Annotated in this window: 20 protein-coding genes; 10 read left to right on the forward strand and 10 right to left on the reverse strand. The window is 63.0% G+C overall.

Translation table 11 applies throughout. The features are described from left to right. Nucleotides 1–144: 144 nt before the first annotated feature. The gene (locus NKH01_RS18480) at nucleotides 145–357 is read right to left on the reverse strand and encodes a cold-shock protein (RefSeq protein ID WP_023678332.1); all 213 of its coding nucleotides are present in this window, start codon (nucleotides 355–357) and stop codon (nucleotides 145–147) included. Nucleotides 358–655: 298 nt separating this feature from the next. Here NKH01_RS18480 and NKH01_RS18485 point away from each other — a divergent pair, with 298 nt between their 5' ends. Then, nucleotides 656–982, forward strand: a complete 327-nt coding sequence (locus NKH01_RS18485; protein ID WP_023719370.1) for a hypothetical protein — start codon at nucleotides 656–658, stop codon at nucleotides 980–982. A gap of 48 nt (nucleotides 983–1,030) precedes the next feature. Here NKH01_RS18485 and NKH01_RS18490 read toward each other — a convergent pair whose 3' ends face one another. Further along, nucleotides 1,031–1,600, reverse strand: coding sequence for a methylated-DNA--[protein]-cysteine S-methyltransferase (locus NKH01_RS18490; RefSeq protein ID WP_353021568.1), 570 nt, complete (start codon nucleotides 1,598–1,600; stop codon nucleotides 1,031–1,033). Nucleotides 1,601–1,763: 163 nt separating this feature from the next. On the opposite strand from NKH01_RS18490, the gene NKH01_RS18495 reads away from it, so the two are divergent. The 5 genes from NKH01_RS18495 (at nucleotide 1,764) to NKH01_RS18520 (ending at nucleotide 5,599) form a co-directional block, all read left to right on the forward strand. Continuing rightward, entirely contained in the window at nucleotides 1,764–2,585 is an 822-nt protein-coding gene (locus tag NKH01_RS18495; protein ID WP_353021570.1) for a transglycosylase SLT domain-containing protein, read from the forward strand. After that, nucleotides 2,578–3,090 (forward strand): GNAT family N-acetyltransferase, encoded by a 513-nt coding sequence (locus NKH01_RS18500; protein WP_353021575.1) that lies wholly within the window; start codon nucleotides 2,578–2,580, stop codon nucleotides 3,088–3,090. The genes NKH01_RS18495 and NKH01_RS18500 overlap by 8 nt, the downstream gene beginning before the upstream one ends. Nucleotides 3,091–3,411: 321 nt before the next feature. Then, on the forward strand, nucleotides 3,412–3,795 hold the full coding sequence (locus NKH01_RS18505; protein WP_353021578.1) for a DUF6152 family protein: 384 nt from the start codon (nucleotides 3,412–3,414) through the stop codon (nucleotides 3,793–3,795). Continuing rightward, nucleotides 3,796–4,251, forward strand: a complete 456-nt coding sequence (locus NKH01_RS18510) for a hypothetical protein (protein ID WP_353021581.1) — start codon at nucleotides 3,796–3,798, stop codon at nucleotides 4,249–4,251. It abuts the gene before it with no gap. A gap of 334 nt (nucleotides 4,252–4,585) precedes the next feature. Next, nucleotides 4,586–5,599: a hypothetical protein gene (locus tag NKH01_RS18520; protein WP_353021583.1), complete on the forward strand. Its 1,014-nt coding sequence runs from the start codon at nucleotides 4,586–4,588 to the stop codon at nucleotides 5,597–5,599. Between the two features lie 363 nt (nucleotides 5,600–5,962). Here NKH01_RS18520 and carB read toward each other — a convergent pair whose 3' ends face one another. Together carB and NKH01_RS18530 are read right to left on the reverse strand one after the other, a co-directional pair. Next, complete coding sequence (gene carB, locus NKH01_RS18525) at nucleotides 5,963–9,466, reverse strand: carbamoyl-phosphate synthase large subunit (RefSeq protein WP_353021585.1); 3,504 nt, start codon at nucleotides 9,464–9,466, stop codon at nucleotides 5,963–5,965. A 280-nt stretch (nucleotides 9,467–9,746) separates the two neighbouring features. Continuing rightward, on the reverse strand, nucleotides 9,747–10,868 hold the full coding sequence (locus NKH01_RS18530) for an SH3 domain-containing protein (protein WP_353021588.1): 1,122 nt from the start codon (nucleotides 10,866–10,868) through the stop codon (nucleotides 9,747–9,749). Between the two features lie 28 nt (nucleotides 10,869–10,896). Between NKH01_RS18530 and NKH01_RS18535 the strand changes: the two genes are divergently transcribed. Further along, nucleotides 10,897–13,308, forward strand: a complete 2,412-nt coding sequence (locus tag NKH01_RS18535; protein WP_353021590.1) for a DNA/RNA non-specific endonuclease — start codon at nucleotides 10,897–10,899, stop codon at nucleotides 13,306–13,308. Between the two features lie 116 nt (nucleotides 13,309–13,424). On the opposite strand, the gene NKH01_RS18540 is transcribed toward NKH01_RS18535, so the two are convergent. Together NKH01_RS18540 and NKH01_RS18545 are read right to left on the reverse strand one after the other, a co-directional pair. Next, complete coding sequence (locus tag NKH01_RS18540) at nucleotides 13,425–14,171, reverse strand: metallophosphoesterase family protein (protein ID WP_352846739.1); 747 nt, start codon at nucleotides 14,169–14,171, stop codon at nucleotides 13,425–13,427. A 90-nt stretch (nucleotides 14,172–14,261) separates the two neighbouring features. After that, nucleotides 14,262–14,618: an ArsR/SmtB family transcription factor gene (locus tag NKH01_RS18545; RefSeq protein WP_023719360.1), complete on the reverse strand. Its 357-nt coding sequence runs from the start codon at nucleotides 14,616–14,618 to the stop codon at nucleotides 14,262–14,264. Between the two features lie 182 nt (nucleotides 14,619–14,800). Between NKH01_RS18545 and NKH01_RS18550 the strand changes: the two genes are divergently transcribed. Then, a complete protein-coding gene (locus tag NKH01_RS18550) occupies nucleotides 14,801–15,979 on the forward strand; it encodes an MFS transporter (protein WP_023719359.1) in 1,179 nt (392 codons plus the stop codon). A gap of 38 nt (nucleotides 15,980–16,017) precedes the next feature. Here the strand turns inward: NKH01_RS18550 and NKH01_RS18555 are convergent, their stop codons facing one another. After that, nucleotides 16,018–16,476: a MarR family winged helix-turn-helix transcriptional regulator gene (locus tag NKH01_RS18555; protein ID WP_353021594.1), complete on the reverse strand. Its 459-nt coding sequence runs from the start codon at nucleotides 16,474–16,476 to the stop codon at nucleotides 16,018–16,020. Nucleotides 16,477–16,672: 196 nt separating this feature from the next. Here NKH01_RS18555 and NKH01_RS18560 point away from each other — a divergent pair, with 196 nt between their 5' ends. Beyond that, entirely contained in the window at nucleotides 16,673–17,464 is a 792-nt protein-coding gene (locus NKH01_RS18560) for an SDR family NAD(P)-dependent oxidoreductase (RefSeq protein WP_023719357.1), read from the forward strand. 11 nt (nucleotides 17,465–17,475) lie between these two features. Here the strand turns inward: NKH01_RS18560 and NKH01_RS18565 are convergent, their stop codons facing one another. Continuing rightward, nucleotides 17,476–18,075: a LysE family translocator gene (locus tag NKH01_RS18565; RefSeq protein WP_352494934.1), complete on the reverse strand. Its 600-nt coding sequence runs from the start codon at nucleotides 18,073–18,075 to the stop codon at nucleotides 17,476–17,478. 92 nt (nucleotides 18,076–18,167) lie between these two features. On the opposite strand from NKH01_RS18565, the gene NKH01_RS18570 reads away from it, so the two are divergent. After that, nucleotides 18,168–19,037, forward strand: coding sequence for a LysR family transcriptional regulator (locus NKH01_RS18570; protein WP_352592404.1), 870 nt, complete (start codon nucleotides 18,168–18,170; stop codon nucleotides 19,035–19,037). Nucleotides 19,038–19,092: 55 nt separating this feature from the next. Here the strand turns inward: NKH01_RS18570 and NKH01_RS18575 are convergent, their stop codons facing one another. Next, nucleotides 19,093–19,746, reverse strand: coding sequence for a dihydrofolate reductase family protein (locus tag NKH01_RS18575; protein ID WP_352494935.1), 654 nt, complete (start codon nucleotides 19,744–19,746; stop codon nucleotides 19,093–19,095). A gap of 151 nt (nucleotides 19,747–19,897) precedes the next feature. Then, on the reverse strand, nucleotides 19,898–21,265 hold the full coding sequence (locus tag NKH01_RS18580) for an Nramp family divalent metal transporter (protein ID WP_352483177.1): 1,368 nt from the start codon (nucleotides 21,263–21,265) through the stop codon (nucleotides 19,898–19,900). Between the last annotated feature and the right edge of the window lie 115 nt (nucleotides 21,266–21,380).

The following is a 21,380-nucleotide window of genomic DNA, read 5'->3' on the forward strand; positions in this document are numbered from 1 at the left end:
GCGGGGTTTTGGCCGGGCGGGAACAAATATGCTGCGGGGGTTGGGCGTGGTCTTGCGCTCCGGCGCGCACCGCGCGCGACCTCCATAAAAGCGGTTACTGGCCGCGCGCCCCGGGCAACCGCCCGGGGCGCGCCATTCGCAAAATCAGGCTGCCTTGCTCAGAGATCCAGCGGACGACTTGCCAGTGCGGCGGTCCTGCTCGATCTCGAAGTTGATCTTCTGGCCTTCGACCAGGGTCGACAGTCCAGCACGCTCGACTGCGGAGATGTGAACGAAAACGTCCGCGCCGCCGCTGTCAGGCTGAATGAAGCCGAAACCCTTGGTGGAATTAAACCACTTGACCGTACCTGTTGCCATTTCGATAGTCCTTTACGTTTGCTTTAGTTTGACTGGACCGAAACCCAGCCGGTTTGTATCGAGATTTTGGAGATAGAACGTCAGCAAACGCGAATATCGCGAGGCCCGGATCGATCGGCCGAAATATCAATGGACCGCATATAATATGCTTTCGCGCGAAAAACAAGACGGGGCGGAAAATGGCGCGGCGGCAACGCTGCCCAACGGACGCCCCAATCGCGTGAGAGCGTCGTCGTTGCGCGCCTGACGCGGGAGGATCGTGCCGGCTTCGGGCGCGACCGGGTTTGGGGAGAGGGCCATGAAAATCGTTCTACTTGCCGCTTGCCTGACGCTGGTGGCCGCCGAGGCGCAGGCGGTCTCGCGCTACGACCCGACGCGCATGAGCTGCGGCAAGGTGCAGGCGACGATCGCGCGCGAGGGTGCGGTCATCCTGCGCTACAGATCGGCGCGCGTGCCGGGGCTGGCGCTCTACGACCGCTATGTGCGGAGCCAGCAATTCTGCGACATCGGCGAGGTCAGGGCGCGGGCCTCGGTGCCGAGCGCCGATACGAATTCCTGCACCGTCTACAAGTGCAAGCGGGTGGAGATCGACCGGCGTTTCCGCCGGCGCCTGCTTCCGGATTAGGGGCGGTTGACGTCCCAGGGTGCCGGCATCACCTGAATATCGACATACCTAAAACCCGAACGACACCTGCGCGGGCGGCGGCGGGCCAACCCGCACGCCTTCCATGGCCAACATCTTTTCCTTGGTGGCCGAGCCGCCGGGCGCGGAAAATCCGCCGATCTTGCCACCGGCGGCAAGGATGCGATGGCAAGGGATGACCAGCGGCACCGGGTTGGCGCCGAGCGCCGCGCCCGTCTCACGCGCGAGCCCGGCATGGCCAGCGCGTTTGGCCAGTTCGCCATAGGTGGTGGTTTCGCCGAAGGCGAGCTTTCGCGCCGCGTCATAAATCGCCAGGCGGAACTCGTCGACGCCGCTGAGATCGACCGGCACACCGGAGAAATCGACGTCCTCGCCGGCGGCATAGGCCTTGATCGACGCGATCAGTTCGGCAACCCATTGCGGCTCGGGCTTCGCTGCCTGGTCGGCGGCGGCATGGCGCAGCAACCGGCGCTCGACCGCGTCGCGATTGCGCTGCGGCAGGCAGAGCCGGGTCAGTCCGGCATCGCTCCAGGCGATGCCCATGAAGCCGAGCACGGTTTCGAAGACCGCGTGGCCGGCGGTGGCATGAGAGGCGTCCATGGCGTGCTCCTTTCCGGAATCCTTCGAAGTACAAATCCAGAACAATATCGCATTTCCCGGCCCGGCTTGCCACCCGAAAACCACCGGCTACCGCGGATTGCAGGGGGAAAGATGCTGGTGTAAGGACTTCTTAACACCCGACGAACCGGACCCGAGCGCCCGCTTGCCAGCAAAATTCCTCTTTCCCGTCCTGGCGGCGGTGTTGGCGGTGGCCGCTCTCAGCGGCTGCACCTCGACTTCGCCGGTGACCCCGACGCCGGCCTTCACCGAAAATACGGCCAATACCGATGCCGGCTTTACGTTGGCGCTGCCCGAAACAGTTTCGGTGCTGCCGGAGCCGTCCGGCGTCGCCCAGACAGCGGCGCTGCCGGTCGAGCCGGCCGCCGCCTTTGCCGGGCCGACGCCGCTCGCGGCTTCCGCGCCCGGCGTCATGACGGCCAATGCCCAGCCTGTCGCCGCGACGCCCGCCGTCGCCATGCCGGTCACCGAACAGACCGCAGCCATGCCCGGCGTTCAGCCGGTTTCCTACACGGTGCCGCAGAACCCGGCCGCGCTGGCCGCGACCTACCCCACCGAGGGCCGGTCGAATGCCGGCGCCCGCAGCGAGATCGAGCGGCTGATCGAGAAATATTCCGCGCTTTACCAGGTGCCGGTCGATCTGGTGCGCAGCGTCGTCAACCGCGAGAGCACCTTCAACCCGAAAGCCTACAATCACGGCCATTGGGGGCTGATGCAGATCAAGCACGCGACGGCGCGTGGCATGGGCTATGACGGGCCGGCAAGCGGCCTGTTCGACGCCGAGACCAACCTGAAATATGCGGTGAAATATCTGCGCGGCGCCTGGCTGGTGTCGGGCGGCAACCCCAAGCGCGCCGACCGGCTCTACCAGAGCGGCTATTACTATGACGCCAAGCGCAAGGGGATGCTGAGCGAAACCGGCCTCGTCAGCGACAGCCTGCGCCGCCGCATGCAGCCCGATGCCTGAGCCGCGTCCACCGGCGCCAAACGACATCCGCCTGCGCAAGATCCTCGACGACACGCTTCTGGCGCCGCGCTGGCCAGAAGGTTTTTTCATGCGCGGCTTCGAAGCCGCCGATGCGGTCGCTTTGCATACGCTTTTGACCGCGGTGTTCGACGATGGCGCCGATGGGCCGTTCGACGAATGGTGGCCGCGCGTTTCGGGCGACGCGGAATTCGATCCCGCTTTGTGTTTCCTGGTCATCGACGGCAAGGGCCGGCTGGCGGGCGCGGCGCTCTGCTGGACGCGGGCTTTTGTCAAGGATCTTGCCGTCCATTCCGAGGCGCGCTGCAAGGGCATCGCCGAGGCGCTGATGCGGCACGCCTTTGCGGTGTTTCAGGCAAGGGGCGCGACGCATGTCGATCTCAAGACCAACACGGTGGAGAACGCGGCTGCGGTGCGGCTTTATGAGCGGCTGGGGATGGTCGAGGTGGACTGGGCGGGTGAGAGGTCGGGGCAAGCGCCTTGGTAAGTGCGGCGATGTTCAGCAGGGGCTCCGACGCTCGAAGGTAACGGCATGGATCCTAGGGTCTCCGCGACGTCGCTTCGCTCCTGCTCCGCCCTAGGATGACGAAGGTACAGTGCATAAGGCCAATCGCGGACGTTGGAGATTGGCTGGAAACCTCCCCTCGCTTCGTCATCCTAGGGCGGAGCGAACGCGAAGCGGAGCGCAGACCCTAGGATCCATGCCGTTACCATGGCTGTGGAGCGCAGCGCCCCAAAAGGCCCTCATGTGATTTGACGCTGCGGCGCGCTGACCTACCCTCTAATGCCGGAACCGAGGAGACGAGCGATGCAGTCACCTTTCAACCGGAGCGTCGCGCTGGCCGCGGCGGTGATCCTTGTCGCCGCCACCGCAGCCTATGCCCATCATGGCTGGTCGTGGACGCAGGACGGGTTTTTCGAACTCAAGGGCCGGATCACGGCCATCTATATCGGCAACCCGCACGCCACGCTGGATGTCGACGCCGAGGGCGCGGTCTGGCGGGTGGAGATGGCTCCGCCCTCCCGCACGATCGCTGCCGGCTTCACGGAAGGTGTTGCCAAGGTCGGCGACGAGGTGACGGCGATCGGCCATCGCTCGCGCGACGAGAGCGAAAAGCGGATGAAGGCAGTCCGCATCATCGTCGGCGGCAAGACCTATGATGTCTATCCCGACCGCGTGCCGCCGGCCTGAATGGACGGGTTTTTCGCCGGCATCGAGCAACTCGCTTTGGTGCGGGGCCTGAAGGCCTCCTTCGTCGCCTACCCCATAATCAATGCGCTGCACATCATGTCGATCGGCGCGTTGCTGACCAGCGTCTGGCTGATCGACCTCAGGATTCTGGGCGCCTTCCGGTCGCTGCCGCAGGCGGCGTTCGTGGCGCTGCTGCGCCGCACCGCATTGGGCGCGTTCGGCGGTGCGCTTGTCACGGGCTCGCTGCTGTTTTCAGTCAGGGCGAGCGAATATGCGGCGATGCCGATCTTCCTCACCAAGATGACACTCATTCTTCTCGCCGGCGCCAACTTCCTTGTCTTCGTGCGCTGCGCAAAAGGCGGTGACGAGCCGGCCGGTGGGGCCGTCACGGCTGTGCTTTCGCTGGTGCTGTGGACGTCTGTGCTGTTTGCGGGGCGGTTTATTGGGTTTCTCTAAGAGACCGGCGAGGTGGTGCGTGGCGCATCGAAACACAGACCGAAGCGTCACTGAAGGCGCTGAAACATTGCCTGGAACCGGCGGGGCACTTCGCTGGAAAACGTGGTGATGGTGCGCATCTACGCCGTCAAATTCCGGCTTCTACCACGCCGTCAATCGCGTCTATGCGAAGTATTTCAGCGTGAATCCGCCGGCGCGCTGCTTCGTGCCGGTGGCCTCTGGCCGACGGAGTTCGATTACTGAGATCGAGCGTGTCGCGGTGGCTTGAACACCCAATAAAACTGCGGTCGTGATAAGATCCACTTGGTTGTTGTTGACAGGAGTGGGCTTGGGTATGACGCCGGAAGACATCGAGGCGGTTCGGGAGCACTACTATCAAGCGCTGAAGCCACTGTTCTTTCCAGAACTACCGATCAAACATGACATAATCAACTTCTTCGCATCGCTTTTGCGCGTTGTCGGAATGGAGGATCGAGGGTGGGACCCGCTGCTTGAATCGCGAGCGAGCCTCGAGGATTTGAACAGCATCATGCAGATGGAACTGCCTCCGGAGGGTTTTCCTGACGCGGAGATGACGAAATGGCGGATGGGTCTTCTAATGTATAGCCATATGGTGGAGATGGACGCGCCCTATGAGATCATCACAAATCTTCTTCGCTTCCAACTTGGTCACGGATACAGCCCGAATCCATACTTTAAATTTCTGAAGAACGAGGAGAAAAAGCAATTCCAGAGGCGAGGTATATTTCCCGTTGGAAAAATCAGGATAATCAAAAATCTCTCACGCGAGCTTGGGATCAATGTGGGCGATATATTCGACGAATTTTATAACCCGCAACTTCGGAATGCGATCAGCCATTCGGATTATACATTTACGGAAACGGAGTTCCGTGTGCGGAACGGAACCGGAGCATGGGGAGCGTATTCAATTCCCCTCGATAAGCTGAACCAAACCGTAACTTGTTGCAAAGCCTTCTATTCTACATTTTTTGGAATTGAGCACGCCGCCCGTTATTCATGGGGAGGGTTGGCAGGGAAGTGCTTGCCTTACGACATGCAATACAAGGGATTGTTGGAGGTACTCGTCGAGAAAGACCGGCTCATGTGCGGCTTTCGGGTCCATTGGCCCAACGGTTCTGATTCAACTTACCGTCGGACCGAGGATGGGATTGAAATGGTAAACTGTATGTTGGCTATGAAGCAAAGCTCCGTCGAGTTCATGGTCGGGATGTATGCCCGTAACCCCAGCAGCTTTAGCCCACTTGTAGAAGACGGCGCGCAGCCGGTGTACACGAAGCGGGATGGTGACAATGCTCCGCTGAACTGGCCGGGCGATGGCTCTGTTTAAAAGCGTACCAGAGGATTAAGCGAATTGGGCCTATACACAAGAGATGGTCGCCCCCTCCAGGTTTCAGGGGACAAGGTCTACAGCCGATCGGGTAAGGTCGTCGGTCGTATTAAGGGCAGTAAGGTCTACGGGCCCGATGGTCGGTACGTCGGCACAGTTGCTGGCGACCGGCTCGTGTATCGATCCACTGACAGCGCAGCGATAAGTTCTCCGTTTGCTACGGCAAATCGGGCCGGATCGGCGACAGCGAATCGTGTGGGTTCGGCTACTTGGGGCGATGAACCCGACATCCCGGACTGACCGAAGGGCAGGAGTGATGAGATGGCCAAGGCCAGAAGCCGATGGCTTCAATGCCTCCAATCTCTACGCAAAATACTCCTGCAGCGGCCTGACCTCGAGGCTCCCCGCCTTCAGCGCCGCAATCGCCTCCGCCACCGCAGCCGCACCCGACAGCGTCGTGTAATACGGCACCTTCTGCATCAGCGTTGCCCGGCGCAGCGACTTCGAATCCGACACCGCCTTCTGGCCGTCCGTGGTGTTGAAGACGATCTGCACCTGGCGGTTGCGGATGGCGTCCTCGATGTGCGGGCGGCCTTCGAGCACCTTGTTTATTTTCTCGGCGGCAACGCCGTTTTCGGCGAGGAAGCGCGCCGTGCCGGAGGTGGCGAGCACTTTAAAACCTTGGCCGGCGAGGCGCTTGACCGCCGGCAATATGCCTTTCTTGTCCTCGTCGCGCACCGAGACGAACAGAGTGCCCGAGCGGGGGAGATCAACACCCGCCCCTAACTGGCTCTTGGCGAAGGCCAACGCGAAGTCGCGGTCGAGGCCCATGACCTCGCCGGTCGAGCGCATTTCCGGCCCGAGCAGGATGTCGACGCCGGGGAAGCGGGCGAAGGGGAATACCGCTTCCTTGACGGCGATGTGGCCCGGGTTGCGTGGGTCGGGCATGGCGCCGTAATGGGCGAAGGCGTCTTCCAAGCTCTCGCCGGCCATGATGCGGGCGGCGATTTTCGCGATGGGACGCCCGATGGTCTTGGCAACGAAGGGCACCGTGCGCGACGCGCGCGGATTGACCTCCAGCACATAGACCGTGCCGTCCTTGATCGCATATTGCACGTTCATCAGGCCGCCGACGTTGAGCGCGCGGGCAAGGGCCGCCGTCTGGCGCTCGAGTTCATCGACGAGCTCCGAAGGCAGCGAGTGCACCGGCAGCGAGCAGGCCGAGTCGCCCGAATGGATGCCGGCCTCCTCGATGTGCTCCAATATGCCGGAGACGTAGGTCGACCTGCCGTCGCAGAGGCAATCGACATCGACCTCGATGGCGCCCGACAGATAGGTGTCGAACAGCAGCGGGTTCTTGCCGAGCAGCGTGTTGATCTGGCCGGTCTTGTCGTTAGGGTATTTCTGCTTGATGTCCTCCGGAACCAGGCCGGGCACGGTGTCGAGCAGATAGGATTGCAGCATGCTCTCGTCGTGGATGATCTGCATGGCGCGGCCGCCGAGCACATAGGACGGGCGCACCACCAGCGGGAAGCCAAGCTCGCCAGCGACGAGGCGGGCCTGCTCGACCGAATAGGCGATGCCATTCTTCGGCTGGCTGAGGCCGAGCTTGTGCAAGAGCTTCTGGAAGCGGTCGCGGTCCTCGGCCAGATCGATCATGTCGGGCGAGGTGCCGAGGATCGGGATGCCAGCCTTCTCCAGCGCATCGGCGAGCTTGAGCGGCGTCTGGCCGCCGAACTGGACGATGACGCCGACGAGTTCGCCCGAGGCCTGTTCGGCGCGCAGGATCTCCAAGACGTCCTCCGGCGTCAGCGGCTCGAAATAGAGCCGGTCGGAAGTGTCGTAGTCGGTCGACACGGTCTCGGGATTGCAGTTGACCATGATCGCCTCGAAGCCGGCGTCGCGCAGCGCAAAGGCGGCATGGCAGCAGCAATAGTCGAACTCGATGCCCTGGCCGATGCGGTTGGGGCCGCCGCCGAGAATGACGACCTTTTTGCGCGACGAGACCTGCGCCTCGTTGGCGAGCGCGCCGGCAAAGGGCACTTCGTAGGTCGAGTACATGTAGGCGGTGGGCGAGGCAAACTCGGCGGCGCAAGTGTCGATGCGCTTGTAAACCGGATGAACGTCGAGCTTGTCGCGAATCTTCTGGATTTCTTCGACGTCTTTCCTGACCAGCGACGCGAGGCGGGCGTCGGAGAAACCCATCGCCTTCAGCATGCGCAGATTGGCGGCGTCCTGCGGGATGCCGTGCTCGCGGATGCGAGCTTCCATGTCGAGGATGCCGGCGATCTGTTCGAGGAACCACGGGTCGATCTTGCACATTGCGTGCACGTCTTCCAGCGAGGTGCCCATGCGGATCGCCTGCGCCACCATGCGCAGCCGGTCGGGCGTTGGCGTGCCCAGAGCGGCGCGGATAGCGTTGCGGTCATCGACATGGCTGGCCGGCGCGTTCCCGTGGCCGATGCCCGGGATCTCGATCTCGTCCAGACCGGTCAGCCCGGTTTCCAGCCCGCGCAAAGCCTTTTGCAGCGATTCCTGGAAAGTGCGGCCGATGGCCATGACCTCGCCGACCGACTTCATCGAGGTCGTCAGCACCGGCTCGGCGCCGGGGAATTTCTCGAAGGCAAAGCGCGGAATCTTGGTCACGACATAGTCGATGCTCGGCTCGAACGAGGCCGGCGTGGCGCCGCCGGTGATGTCGTTCTCGAGCTCATCCAGCGTGTAGCCGACGGCGAGCTTGGCGGCGATCTTGGCGATCGGAAAACCGGTCGCCTTGGAGGCAAGTGCGGACGAGCGCGAGACGCGCGGGTTCATCTCGATGACTACCAGGCGGCCGTCGGCCGGGTTGACGGCGAACTGGACGTTGGAGCCGCCGGTCTCGACGCCGATCTCGCGCAGCACCGCGATCGAGGCGTTGCGCATCATCTGGTATTCCTTATCGGTCAGCGTCAGCGCCGGGGCGACGGTGATCGAGTCTCCCGTATGCACGCCCATCGGGTCGATATTCTCGATCGAGCAGATGATGATGCAATTGTCGGCCTTGTCGCGGACGACCTCCATCTCATACTCCTTCCAGCCGAGCACGCTCTCCTCGATCAGCACTTCGGTGGTCGGCGAGGCGTCGAGGCCGGACTGGACGATCTCGTAGAATTCGGCGCGGTTGTAGGCGATGCCGCCGCCGGTGCCGCCCATGGTGAAGGACGGGCGAATGATGGCGGGCAGGCCGACATGGTCGAGCGCTTGTGCTGCAATCGCCATGCCGTGGCTGATGTAGCGCTGCTTGCGGTCGCCTTCGCCGAGGTTCCAGCTGGTCTCCAGCGCGTCGAGCGCGGCGTCGAGGTTTTCGGGCTTCTCGGCCTTCAGCGCGGCGCGCTCGGCCTCGTGCGTCTTGCGGTCGGCGTTCTTGACGTCGGTGGCGTTGGCCAGCATCGACTTCGGCGTTTCCAGGCCGATCTTGTTCATCGCCTCGCGAAACAAAGCGCGGTCCTCGGCCTTGTCGATGGCCGTGGCGTCGGCGCCGATCATCTCGACATTATAGCGGTCGAGCACGCCCATGCGGCGCAGCGACAGAGCGGTGTTGAGCGCGGTCTGGCCGCCCATGGTCGGCAGCAGCGCGTCCGGCCGCTCCTTGGCGATGATCTTGGCCACAACTTCCGGCGTGATCGGCTCGATATAGGTGGCGTCGGCCAGCTCCGGATCGGTCATGATGGTGGCCGGATTGGAGTTGACCAGGATGACGCGAAAACCCTCTTCCTTCAGCGCCTTGCAGGCCTGGGTGCCGGAATAGTCGAACTCGCAGGCCTGGCCGATGACGATGGGGCCGGCCCCGATGATCAGGATCGACTTGATGTCGGTGCGTCTTGGCATGTCGAGGGTCCGTTCGGCGGGCGGCTTGCACAAAAAGCCGGACGGGATGACCCGGCCGGTTGTGCTCGCGATTCTGGTATCAGGCTAGGAGGGCCTTATAGGGGAGAGTTTTGCCGGATGTAACCCCCTAAAATGCGAGTAGGGGAGTAGGGGAGTAGGGGAGTAGGGCAGTAGGGCAGTAGGGGAGTAGGGGAGTAGGGGAGTAGGGCAGTAGGGCAGTAGGGCAGTAGGGCAGTAGGGGAGTAGGCAGAGGTTCGAGCGCCCTTTTAAACATACTGCCCTACTGCCCTACTGCCTTATTCCCTAACCCAGCCAACTGATCCGTGATCTCGAACCGCTCGGAAGCACCGATGCGGATCATGTTCAGGCTGCCTTCGCGGGTGAAGCGGAATTCGCCGGGCCCGTTTGAGCCGGCCGGCTTGCCGGCCTTGAAGCTGATGATGCGCGTGCCGCCATCGGGCCATGTCACGGTCACGTCGGTCTTGTCGCCGGTGCGCACGACCGCCGCCTTGCAGTTGGTCATCGGCTGGCCGAGATAGCGCGCGCAAGGGATGGCGTTGCCAGCACCAGGGACCGGTGTCCCCGGCGGCTGAAGCCGCGCAACGGTCTGTGCGTCGGGCGGAGGCGCCGCGTTGGCCGCGCCGAAATTTTGGACGGGACCCATTGCCGCGGGCGCCGATCCATCAACCTGTCCGGTCGAGGGGTTTCCAGCGGCCAGGGCCAGGCGGTAAGCATCCTCGATCGCCACCCTGCCGATTGCGTCAGCGGAGTTCAGCTCCGTTTCGGGAGCGGTCGCGCCGAGGCGCGTTGTCAGATCGGGCAGCGGTTGAGAGGCAGGGCTCTCCGTATTGGCCGCCGCCTGGGGTGTCACTTGCTGGGGATTGATAGGGTCGAGGTAGCGCGCGGGCGCCCATCCGCTCAGCTTGGGGTCGTCAATGTCTTCAACCTTGCACCACCGATGGCCGCTGACGTCGCCGCAGCCGAGATTTTTCAAGCTCGAACCAATCGGCAGCCGCGCCTCGATCTTGCCCATCGCCGATGCCGTGGCGCGCACGTTCAGGAGATCACCCGGACCGAGACCAGTCACAATCGAGATGATGGGCTCCGGCTCCTGGGCACTGGCCGGCGGGCCCGCCAGCATCAGCGGAGCGGCAATCACCGCAAGCAGCGTCGTCGGGAGTGTTACTGTGCGCCTAATCATCTGCCATGGGCGGTAGGTTGCATTGCCGAAGGCGCGGCCAGGCACGGAAACGCCATCGCACGCCAGCCGGTTTTTATAGGCGACGAGGCGGCGCTGTGTAAGCCCGAAAATGAGTAAGGTGCCGCGTGTTGAATCGCGGAGCAGGCCACTTCCGTGAGCTGAAAGCCGGCAAAATATTGCACATTTCATGTAAATATGCACTCTCTCAAGTAAGGTTTGGGAGGGAAAGATGGTCGACCTTGAAATATTCGCGCAAGTGGAAAACATAGTTCGCCAGCGTATCAAGAAAACGCGCGCGGAAATTGAGGCTTCACTTGGTCACATCGCCAACGGCAATCCGCTGGCCGCCGAACAGACCCTCTCCAGGCGACTCGACAGGTTGCAGGTAAAAGCGTCGCTCAGCCGCACCGAAGCGGAGATGATATCGGCAGCAATCGACATGAGGTCTGCCGGGGAGAGAAAGGCCGCCGCCAAACAGCCAGGACCGGAGGCAATTCTCGGCCCAACGCTCGATTTCATCGGTGTCGCATTTCTGGAGCGTGGGCGCCGTGTGGCCGATGCGGTCGGCCGCGTTGCCTTTCTCAACGGCAATCCACAAGGATCGGGTTTTCTGGTCGGGCCAAGGCTGTTCCTCACAAACAACCATGTGATTTCGTCGCCGGCAGATTCCCGGCGCTTCCAGGTCCAGTTCGATTATGAGCAGGACGGTGCGAATGCCGTGCGCACGCCGACGACGTTCCTGTTCGATCCTGAATCCTGTTTCGTGACCGATAGCATAGAGGGTCTGGACTATACGCTGATCGGGGTCGGCGAGCGGCGTTCCGGCCCAAAGGAACTGGGGGAGTTCGGTTTTATCTCGCTGTCGGATGCGCGCGACAAGCATATGCTTGGCGAAATCGCCAACATCGTTCAGCACCCCGATGGCCGCTTCAAGGAACTGGTGCTGCGTGAAAACCGGCTGGTGGCCCGCGACGAAACGGTTCAAGTGCTGCACTATGTTGCCGATACCGAACAGGGTTCGTCCGGTTCACCGGTTTTCAACAATGAATGGGAGCCAATTGCCCTGCACCATTGGGCCGGGCCATTCCACGAGGTGACGGGCATAGGTGGCTATGCGCTGACGCGCGAGATCAACGAAGGCATAAGGATCAGCGCCATCGTTGACGATCTCAGCGCTAGAAAATCCAGGCTGCCGGGCTCCTCGGCGTCGGCGGTTTCGCAAGCTCTGGCGATTTGGGCCGGCACGCCACGCGTGATGGATGAGACAGTTCGGCTGAACGCCGACATTCGCGAAGATGTGCCGGACAAGCCGGTGCAGCGGCCGGAACCGGATCGCAATCCGCCGGCGACGAGACACAATGCCGATGGCTCGGTCACCTGGACTTTTCCCGTCGAGATAAATGTCCGGGCGCCGTTGATCGACCGCGACGGCGGCGATGCGAGACGAAGCGACGGCAAAGGCCCGGCAAGTGAACCCGCGAAGTTAGCAATCGCGGAGGCAGCAGCTTGGAAAACAGAGGATTTCGACGATCGCGGAGGGTATGAACCCGGCTTCATACCGGGCTTTGTCCTGCCAATGCCGACGGTTGCCAATTCACCCTACCGGTTGGCCAAAAACCTCCTTGCCAAACCGGGCGAGGACCCACACGAATTGCGCTATCATCATTTTTCGATCTTGATGAACGCCGATCGCAGGCTTGCCTTCGTCACCGCCTGCAATATCGATGGATCCCGCACCAAGGCGGTCAATCGTGAGGACAAGACCGTCATCGACAACCCGTCGCTTGTCGAATTGGGGGTAGAGTCGATTTCCGGTTCGGAAGCCAGCGACGCTTTCCGGCCCGACCGTCGCATCGACCCTGGCGAGCAGATGACCCAGGAATTCTATTCGAGCCAGAATGTGCCTGGATTTCCCGTCCCAAAATCCAAGGAACGAATAGCTCGAATGTTCCAGAAGGGCCATATTACGCTTCGCGGCGACCCTGCATGGGGGGTGGATCAGGAGGCCGTCGCGGCAGAGCGGGACACGTTCTTCTATCCCAATGCTGCGCCGCAAGTCGGCTTTTTCAATCAGGGAAGCTCGCTTGACCATCCCGGCTCCAAGGGGAAACTGAGATGGCGCGCGGTGGAAACCTATGTGCTGCGCAACGCCTATACGACGCGAGGCCGTGTCACGGTGTTTGCCGGGCCAGTGTTCCGCGAGGACGATCCTCCCTACCGCTTCAACAGCCATGTTCCGCTGAAGTTCTGGAAGATCGCGCTGTGGTCCGATCAAGCTGACCTGCGCGCCATCGCGCTGCTGGCGGATCAAAAGCCGGTTTTGGAAGTGATGCCCGAAGCGTTCGGTGGGCGTGCCGAGGCATTCGACGACCCGCTTGAAATTGCCAGGGTATCGGAGTTCCTTTCGACGGTGGCCGAGATTGAAGAACTGACTGGCCTGAACTTTGGCCAGCAGGTGCGCGACGCCGACATTCGGGCCGGATCCGAATCGGCCCCCGCACAGACTTTCAACCCAACGCAACTGGCGCCCAAGACCTCACGGCCAAAGGCTTCATCGCCCAAGACTTCAGTGACCAAGATTTCGGCGGCCAGCACCGGACGTCCTGCCAGGCGATCGAAGCGATCCGCGTCCGACAAGTGAAGATTGGACCGGTCGCGGCTTCTGAGGCTGCTTGCCTGCCGCTCGAAGGCGGTCATCCGTTCAGCCTGGCATGGGCAAGCTCAGCCTGTTCCTCGTTCGGCCCGGTATGAACGCGGTCAACCCGGCATGAAGCCGGTGCGTAGCGCGTGAGCCCATTCCGGCCGTCCCGCCTGCTCGGCCTGACGCGCTGCCGCCTCATGGTCGTAATCGACGGCGATGGCCTCGAAGCGATCGGGATGCAGGTCGACGATGCCATAGCGGGCGTGCGGCGAGCCTTGTTGGGAGACATGCGCCGGCGGCGTGTCGTCGTGATAGGCCGGGCAGCCGATGCTGCCTGGATTGAAAATGACCGGACCGCCGGGAATGCGGACCAGCTCGCTGCGGTGGCTGTGACCGCAAAGCATGATGCGGCAGGCGGGATCGATCGCGCCGAGTCGCCGTTCGATGGCGGCCAGTGGGGCGCGCACCAGCCGGCCGTCGACAATCGCGTCAGCCAGGTATTTTTCATCGTGGTCGGGCCGGGCATGGAAGGCGAGCACGCCAGGCGCCACCTCCAGCGTGACGGGCAGCGCGAACAGCGCCTCGCGCTGGGCTGCCGCCAGCCGTTCATGCGCGTAGCGGTCGGAAGGCCACATGGTCTCGTCGGCGGTGTCGTAGGCAACGCGGCGGTCGTGGTTGCCGCGCACCGTCGGCAGGTCGAGCGCCTCGAGCCGCTCCATGGTCTCGCGCGGCCAGAGCGGGCCGGAAACGCAATCGCCGAGATTGACAATGAGGTCGGCGCCGCCGCGTCGCCGCAGATCATCAAGCACGGCGTCGAGCGCCAGGACATTGCCGTGGATGTCGGCGAGGACGGCAATGCGCATGGCAGGCTCCGTTTGTTGGAATGGCTGGAGGACAATTATCTTCCTCACCTCGCGAAGCGGGCGAGAGCGGAATGCAGCTTCGGGGTCGCTCTAGGCGCGGACTTCGATCTCATGGCCGCCGACCGCCGGTAACGATGCATCGTCGCCGGCCGCGGCAATCACGCTGTCGAGCAGGCCCGGGAAGCGGCGGTCGAGATCGTCACGGCGCAGCGTGATCAGCCGGCTGGTGCCAACCGCCTCGGTGCGGGTAACGCCGGCCTCACGCAGCTTGGCCAAATGGTAGCTCAGATTGGTCTTCGAGCAGAGGTCGAGGAACCGGCTGCAATTCAGCGGCACGCCCTCCTTGCTCGCGAGATAGCGCACGATGGCCAGTCGCGTCGGGTCGCCGAGCACGGCAAGCACGTTCGGCAGGCTGATCTGGTCGGCGGTGGGATGGGGCAAGGTCATGACCAGGAATTAAGCACATTCGGGGCCGATTTCAACGCATCTGATCCTTCGCGGTTCTGGTGGTATTCGGGCCTGTCCTGACACAGGGCTGTCAGTAGGGTTCGATTAGTCTGCACAAGCTCATTGACATCATGCCTTGTTATGTCCAATTGTTCAATAACCTTTGAACTAAGGAAATTGCCATGGATAAGCGCCTCATCTGGCTTGCGCTCGGATCATTCACGATTTCGACCGAAGGTTTCGTCATCTCCAGCCTTTTGCCCGACATTGCAAAGGATGCCGCCATCTCCGTTCCGCTCGCCGGCACGCTGATCACGGCGTTTGCGCTCGCCTATGCGATCGGCACGCCGATCCTGGCAACGCTGACTGGCGAATGGGACCGGCGCCGCGTCATCCTGTGGACGCTGGTGTTCTTCGTGTTGGGCAACGTCGCCGCGGCGCTGAGTTCCTCCTTCGAATTGCTGTTGATCGCGCGCATCGTCATGGCGCTGTCGTCAGGCCTGTTCGCGGCGACCGCGCAGGGAACGGCCGTTGCGCTTGTCGACGATCATCACCGCGCCCGCGCCATTGCCGTGGTCGTCGGCGGCACCACGGTTGCGGTGGCGGTCGGCGCGCCGCTTGGCGCGCTTGTTGCGACGGTTGCCGGCTGGCGCGGCACCTTCTTTGCCATTGCCGGCCTTGGCGCGCTCGCCGGCGCGATCCTGTGGTACCGGCTGCCGCGCGGCATCGTCGGCACCAGGCTGCCGCTCCGGATGCGATTGGCAGCGGCACTTCGCCCCGGCGTCATGCCCATCCTGGTGACGACGATCCTGGCACTGATCGGCGCCTTCACTGTCTTTGCCTTTGTCGCGCCGCTCGCCATCGAAGGCGGCGGCCTGAGCCCGATCGCGCTACCCGGAATGCTGCTCGCCTTCGGCGTCGGCGCGGTCATCGGCAATATCGGCGGTGGGCAGGCCGCCGACCGTTTCGGCGCGACGCGCACCGTCTGCTGGTCGCTGGCGCTGAGTGCCGCCATGCTGGTCACGTTTTCGCTGATCCCGACATTCCTGCCGCGCGAGATCGCCGGGCCGGCACTGATGGCCATGATGGTGCCGTGGGGTATCGTCGGCTGGGCGTTCCCACCGGCGCAGGCCAGCCGCATCATCAAGCTGGCGCCCGATGCCGCGCCCATCGTGCTGTCGCTGAACGCTTCGGCGCTCTATCTCGGCGTCGCACTGGGGGCCGTGGTCGGCGCCGCGGTGCTGCGCTATGGCGCACCGGCCGACCTCGGCGTGGTCGCGGCGGCATTCCCGATCATTGGTTTGGGCGTGATGCTGGCGGGACACCTGGCCGCACGTCCGGTGGCGATGCCGGCCGAATAAGGCTTGTTAGCAAAGCTTGGCTGCCGGCCGCCGACAATTCAAGTCGCGGCCGGCGGTGCGTCAAAATCCAGCGCGGCGATTTCGTCCAGCGCCGCTCGCAGGCTTGCCGCCTGCTCTTTTCCAAACATCTCCTCGAAGCGCTGCTGGGCGACTTGCCACAGCTTCAGGGCTTCTTCGAGCTTGGTCCGGCCCTGCGGCGTCAGCCTGACGCGCCTGATGCGGCGGTCGGCAGGGTCGGCGAAGGCCTCGACATAACCGTCCCGGATCAGCGGCTTCAGCGTATGACCGAGGGCCGACAGATCCATGACGAGGGCCGCGGCAATCGCACCCATCGTCGGTTCATTGCCGACGTGGATTTGATAGAGCAGGCCCTGCTGCGTGGCCTTAATGCCCGAGGGTGCGAGCACATCGTCATAGAACTGGCCGAGTTTCCGCGTCGCGCGGCGCAGCATGGCGTTGTTGCAAAACACCAGGCCGGGCAGGGTGGTTCGGGACATTGGCGGATTTCCGATGAGGGGACCGGAAGGGACCCTCGATGCGAACCAGAAATAGTCCTCGCTCCGCGGATTGACAAGATGGTGGCATATGCCTACGTACGGATAGTGGCATATGCCTTTAATTAGCCTGCCGGTCGAAGCAAGGGTGTTGCCCCGCGGCACCGGCATTTGGAATCGAACCAGAAGGAACAAGACAATGAGCGAACAGAACAAAGGCACGGCGGTCGTCACCGGTGCCTCGTCGGGCATCGGCGCGATCTATGCCGACCGGCTCGCCGGCCAAGGGTATGATCTGGTGCTGGTGGCGCGGCGCGCCGACCGGCTGGAGGAATTGGCGGAGAGGCTCCGCTACGCGTATGGCATCAAGGTCAGCGTCATCAGCGCCGACCTGGCCGACGACGCCGATCTGCGACGGGTCGAACAGGCGATATCAACCGACGACAGCGTGACGCTGCTGGTCAACAATGCCGGCCTTGGCGGCGCGCAGGTGGTGGCAACGGCCGACGCCGATGTCGCCGAGCGCATGATCAAGGTCAATGTGGTGGCGCTGACCCGGCTGACGCGCGCGGTGCTGCCGGGACTATTGGCGCGCAACCGCGGCGCCATCGTCAACATCGCCTCGGTGCTGGCCTTCGACACCTCGTTCGGCGGCATCTATAGCGGCACCAAGGCCTATGTCGTCAACTTCACCGAGGCCCTGCAGCGGGAAGTCGCCGACAGCAGTGTAGCCGTACAGGTCGTGCTGCCGGGGGCTACGCGGACCGAGTTCTGGGAAGTCGCCGGAAGCGATATTGCCAATGTGCCCCAAGAGATTGTCATGACTGCGGACGATCTGGTCGATGCCGCGCTTGCCGGCCTGGCCAAGGGTGAAGCGTTCACGGCACCGGGTCTTGCCGACGTTGCCGGGGTGGATGCCTTTCTTGGCGTCCGACAAGGCTTCTTCGGTAGCCTGCTGGCCGGCAAGCCGGCGGCACGCTACGCTGCCTGAAATAACTGGTCTTACGCTGTCCGCCACATCGGAATGATCGAGGCGGCCAGCAGCAAGCCAAGCACGGCGTTGAGGATGCGCCACTGCCGCTCGGTTCGCAGCAACCGGGCGAGCAGCGTGCCCGCCACGCACCACGCCGCCAGCGATAGCGCCGCGGCAAGGCCGAAGACCGTGCCGAGCAGCAAGGCGAGCTGCAGTGGCCCGCTGGCGAGCGCGGCAAAAGATGCCGCCGCTCCCAGCCCCATGGCCCAGCCCTTTGGGTTCATCCATTGCAGGCCGGCGCCGCCCAAAAAGCTGTTCGGCTTTGCCATGGTCACGTTCAGATTGGGCGGGCCGCTGCGGCCGATCTTGAGGGCAAGCCATACCAGATAGAGGGTGCCGGCTATTTTCATTGCCAGTTGCAAAGAAGGGGCGGCGGCCAGCAGACCGGCGAGCCCGGCAGCACCTGCCGCAGCCACCGTGGCCAGGCCGGCCGCACTTCCGGCCATCAGCGGGATAGAGCGGCGAAAGCCGAACTGCGCGCCGGACGCCGTCGACAAGGTCGTGGCCATGCCGGGCGTTGAGGTTGAGACCAGCGCGAACAGGACGAGGGGAAGGACGGTTTCAAGCATGCTGCTTCCTTTGAAGCCTGCACGGTAGGTCTTTTGGCTCATCAGTAAATGCAATGTTTGCAATGGTTGCTATTAAGAAGCATAATAGTCAGATGGCTCGCAATCTCGATACCGCCTTGATCCGAACCTTCGTCACCGTTGCGGATAAGGCAAGCATGACGGCAGCGGCCAACGCGCTGCATTTGACCCAAGGCGCCGTCAGCCAACATATCAAGCGCTTGGAAGAGGTTCTTGGCTGCAGCCTGTTCGAGCGCGACCGGCGTGCATTGCGGTTGACCCGCTCCGGCGAGCGATTGCTCGGCAAGGGCAAGCGCCTGCTTTCCCTCAATGACGAGATCCTGGCGGAGATGGCGGGCGATGCGGTTGCCGGTCAGGTGCGGCTTGGCGTGCCGTATGACCTTGTCGGCACCTTGCTTGCGCCGGTGCTCAAGGCCTATGCCGAGGCGTATCCGCAGGTCGAGATTTCGCTGATCTGTGCTTCGTCGCCGGAGTTGGCTGCGGCCTTGGCGGCCGGCACGATAGAGCTCGCGGTGATCGAGGAGCCGATCGGTCGGTCGGCCGGCGAATGCCTTGTTGTCGACCGGCTAGTTTGGGTCGGCGCCAAAGGCGGCGGGGCTCGCAGCAAGCGCCCCTTGCCGGTTTCGATGGTGGCCGAGACCTGCGCGTTCCGCCCGGTGGTGCTGGAGGCGCTTAACGAGCACGGCCTGGAATGGCGCACCGTATTCGAAAACGGCAGCATCGACGCGACGACGGCGACGGTGCGTTCGGACTTGGCCGTCACCACCTGGTTGGCGTCGACCGTGCCTGCCGACCTCGATATTTTGGCCAACGATCCGGAACTGCCGTCGCTGCCGAATTTTTCGATCAATCTGCATTTGCCGAAGCACGGCCTTGCGCCGGCTGCACTGGCGTTCGCGGGCCACCTCCGCGATGGGTTGGCACGGCGACGGGAGGCGGCTTAGAAAACAGCAAAAAGGACGGCCAGTGTTCAGCCGTCCTTGATCGCCTCGGCAGCCTCTATTTCCAGTTCTTGCGCCGCTCGATCTCGGCTTCGGACGGCTGCTCCGTGGCAAAGGACCCGGTCTTGATCTCGCCGGAGCGTTCATAGCTCGCCATGATGACACCGGTGGTCGATGCCTGCGAGCGGGTCAGCTTGAAGGCGGCAGGTATTGTGCCGCTGCCGAACAGTTTTTTGCCCTTGCCCAGCACCAGCGGGAAAATCAGCAGGCTGATCTCGTCGATCAGGTCATTGGCGAGCAAGGTCTGGATCAGCTCGCTCGATCCCTGAATGAGCAGGTCCGGGCCGTCCTCCTGCTTCATCCGGCGCAATGTCGCCACGACGTCGCTGCCGAGCGGCTGGCTGTTTTGCCAGGACAGCGTATCTGGCCTGTGCGTCGCCACATATTTGGTGACGGCGTTGAAGCTGTCGGCGATCGGGTCATTCTTCTGATAAGGCCAGTGGGCGGCGAAGATGTCGTAGGTTTTGCGGCCGAGAAGCAGCGCGAACGGTTTTGAAAACGTCTCGCCCATGGCGGCGCCCATCACATCGTCCCAGTAGTGGAACGTCCAGCCGCCGAACTTGAAGCCGCCGACCGGGTCCTCGTGCGGGCCGCCGGGCGCTTGCATGACGCCGTCGAGGCTGACGAATGTTGCGGCGATGATCTTCCTCATTGGAGCTCCCTTTCCCTGATCCGTGCCGTCATGGCCGGACTTCGAGCCAAGGACGGGCGAACGGACATTTGTCCGACAGCGGCCGGCAAATTTCCAGGGCTGGAAGGGCGGATGACTGCCGACCTTAGTTGCGTCAGTTTGGAGCAGACGCTCAGCCCAGACCGACGACCGTATCGTAGAGCAGCTTGAAGTTGAGCACCAGGATGAGGGCGGCAACCACCCAGGCCAGCACGGCGACGGCGCGGGAAATGGCGAAATTGCCCATTTTGCGCTTGTCCGAGACGAACTGCACCAGCGGGACGACCGCGAAGGGAAGCTGCATCGACAGGATCACCTGGCTGAAGACCAGCAACTGGCCGGTGCCCTTCTCGCCATAGAGGGCGGTGACGACCACCACCGGGATGATGGCGATGCCGCGCGTCAGCAGGCGGCGCGCCCATTGCGGGATGCGCAGCCGCAAGAAGCCTTCCATCACGATCTGGCCGGCCAGCGTCGCCGTCACCGTCGAGTTCAGGCCGGAGGCAAGCAGCGCCACGGCAAACAGAATGGAAGCAATGCCGAGGCCGAGTAGCGGCGACAGCAGCTCGAAGGCCTGGCCGATCTCGGCGACGTCATGATGACCGGTGCCGTGGAACGCCACCGCCGACACGATCAGGATGGAAGCATTGACGAACAGCGCCAGTATCAGCGCGATGGTCGAGTCGGTCGTCGCCCATTTGATGGCGTCGCGCTTGCCGCGATCGGTGCGCTCGTAGGCGCGGGTCTGCACGATCGAGGAGTGCAAATAGAGATTGTGCGGCATCACCGTGGCGCCGATGATGCCGATGGCAATGTAAAGCATCGCCGGATTGGTGACGATCTCGGACGACGGCACGAACATGGCGTGCAGGATGGAGCCGACCGGCGGCGCGGCGGCAAAGATCTGAATGGCGAAGCAGCCGAAGATGATAATCAAAAGCGCTATGATGAAGGCCTCGAGGAAACGGAAGCCCTTGTTCATCAGCAACAACAGCAGGAAGGCATCGAGCGCGGTGATGATGGCGCCGCCGATCAGCGGAATCCCGAACAGCAGTTGCAAGGCGATCGCCGTGCCAATGACCTCGGCCAGGTCGCACGCGATGATGGCCAGTTCGCAAGCGACCCACAGCATGAAATTGACCGGCCGCGGGTAATAGGCGCGGCACGCCTGCGCAAGGTCACGGCCGGTGGCGATGCCGAGCCGGGCGGCGAGCGCCTGCAGCAGGATCGCCATCAGGTTCGACAACATGATAATGAATAGCAGCGTGTAACCGAACTGGGCACCGCCGGCGAGGTCGGTCGCCCAATTGCCCGGATCCATGTAGCCGACCGAAACCATGTAGCCCGGCCCCACGAAGGCGAACAGCCGGCGAAGCCATATCCCCGAGTGCGGCACCGCGATCGTTGCGTTGACTTCGCGAAGGCTGGGCTGCTCGTCGTCTTCCGGGCGGGCAAATCGCCACATGGATCGGGGGGCTGAGGTGGCTTCGGCTTCCGACATGAAATGGCTTTCCACTGGAACGATCGATGTTGTCTCCTTATCTATGCCACGGCTGAACATTATGCAATATGCTATATTTCATTGTTCGTGCTTTTTCGTATGGCCGCTTGACGGT

It is taken from the genome of Mesorhizobium sp. M1403, from assembly GCF_040317695.1.
GTDB lineage: Bacteria > Pseudomonadota > Alphaproteobacteria > Rhizobiales > Rhizobiaceae > Mesorhizobium.

Excerpts from the sequence above, each read along its gene's own strand:
- NKH01_RS18500 (WP_353021575.1), top strand. The coding sequence starts at position 2,578 with ATGCCTGAGCCGCGTCCACCGGCGCCAAACGACATCCGCCTGCGCAAG.
- NKH01_RS18485 (WP_023719370.1), top strand. The coding sequence starts at position 656 with ATGAAAATCGTTCTACTTGCCGCTTGCCTGACGCTGGTGGCCGCCGAG.
- NKH01_RS18510 (WP_353021581.1), top strand. The coding sequence starts at position 3,796 with ATGGACGGGTTTTTCGCCGGCATCGAGCAACTCGCTTTGGTGCGGGGC.
- NKH01_RS18580 (WP_352483177.1), bottom strand. The coding sequence starts at position 21,265 with ATGTCGGAAGCCGAAGCCACCTCAGCCCCCCGATCCATGTGGCGATTT.
- NKH01_RS18555 (WP_353021594.1), bottom strand. The coding sequence starts at position 16,476 with ATGTCCCGAACCACCCTGCCCGGCCTGGTGTTTTGCAACAACGCCATG.
- NKH01_RS18565 (WP_352494934.1), bottom strand. The coding sequence starts at position 18,075 with ATGCTTGAAACCGTCCTTCCCCTCGTCCTGTTCGCGCTGGTCTCAACC.
- NKH01_RS18545 (WP_023719360.1), bottom strand. The coding sequence starts at position 14,618 with ATGACCTTGCCCCATCCCACCGCCGACCAGATCAGCCTGCCGAACGTG.
- carB (WP_353021585.1), bottom strand. The coding sequence starts at position 9,466 with ATGCCAAGACGCACCGACATCAAGTCGATCCTGATCATCGGGGCCGGC.
- NKH01_RS18560 (WP_023719357.1), top strand. The coding sequence starts at position 16,673 with ATGAGCGAACAGAACAAAGGCACGGCGGTCGTCACCGGTGCCTCGTCG.
- NKH01_RS18570 (WP_352592404.1), top strand. The coding sequence starts at position 18,168 with ATGGCTCGCAATCTCGATACCGCCTTGATCCGAACCTTCGTCACCGTT.
- NKH01_RS18535 (WP_353021590.1), top strand. The coding sequence starts at position 10,897 with ATGGTCGACCTTGAAATATTCGCGCAAGTGGAAAACATAGTTCGCCAG.
- NKH01_RS18575 (WP_352494935.1), bottom strand. The coding sequence starts at position 19,746 with ATGAGGAAGATCATCGCCGCAACATTCGTCAGCCTCGACGGCGTCATG.
- NKH01_RS18490 (WP_353021568.1), bottom strand. The coding sequence starts at position 1,600 with ATGGACGCCTCTCATGCCACCGCCGGCCACGCGGTCTTCGAAACCGTG.
- NKH01_RS18480 (WP_023678332.1), bottom strand. The coding sequence starts at position 357 with ATGGCAACAGGTACGGTCAAGTGGTTTAATTCCACCAAGGGTTTCGGC.
- NKH01_RS18520 (WP_353021583.1), top strand. The coding sequence starts at position 4,586 with ATGACGCCGGAAGACATCGAGGCGGTTCGGGAGCACTACTATCAAGCG.
- NKH01_RS18550 (WP_023719359.1), top strand. The coding sequence starts at position 14,801 with ATGGATAAGCGCCTCATCTGGCTTGCGCTCGGATCATTCACGATTTCG.
- NKH01_RS18505 (WP_353021578.1), top strand. The coding sequence starts at position 3,412 with ATGCAGTCACCTTTCAACCGGAGCGTCGCGCTGGCCGCGGCGGTGATC.
- NKH01_RS18540 (WP_352846739.1), bottom strand. The coding sequence starts at position 14,171 with ATGCGCATTGCCGTCCTCGCCGACATCCACGGCAATGTCCTGGCGCTC.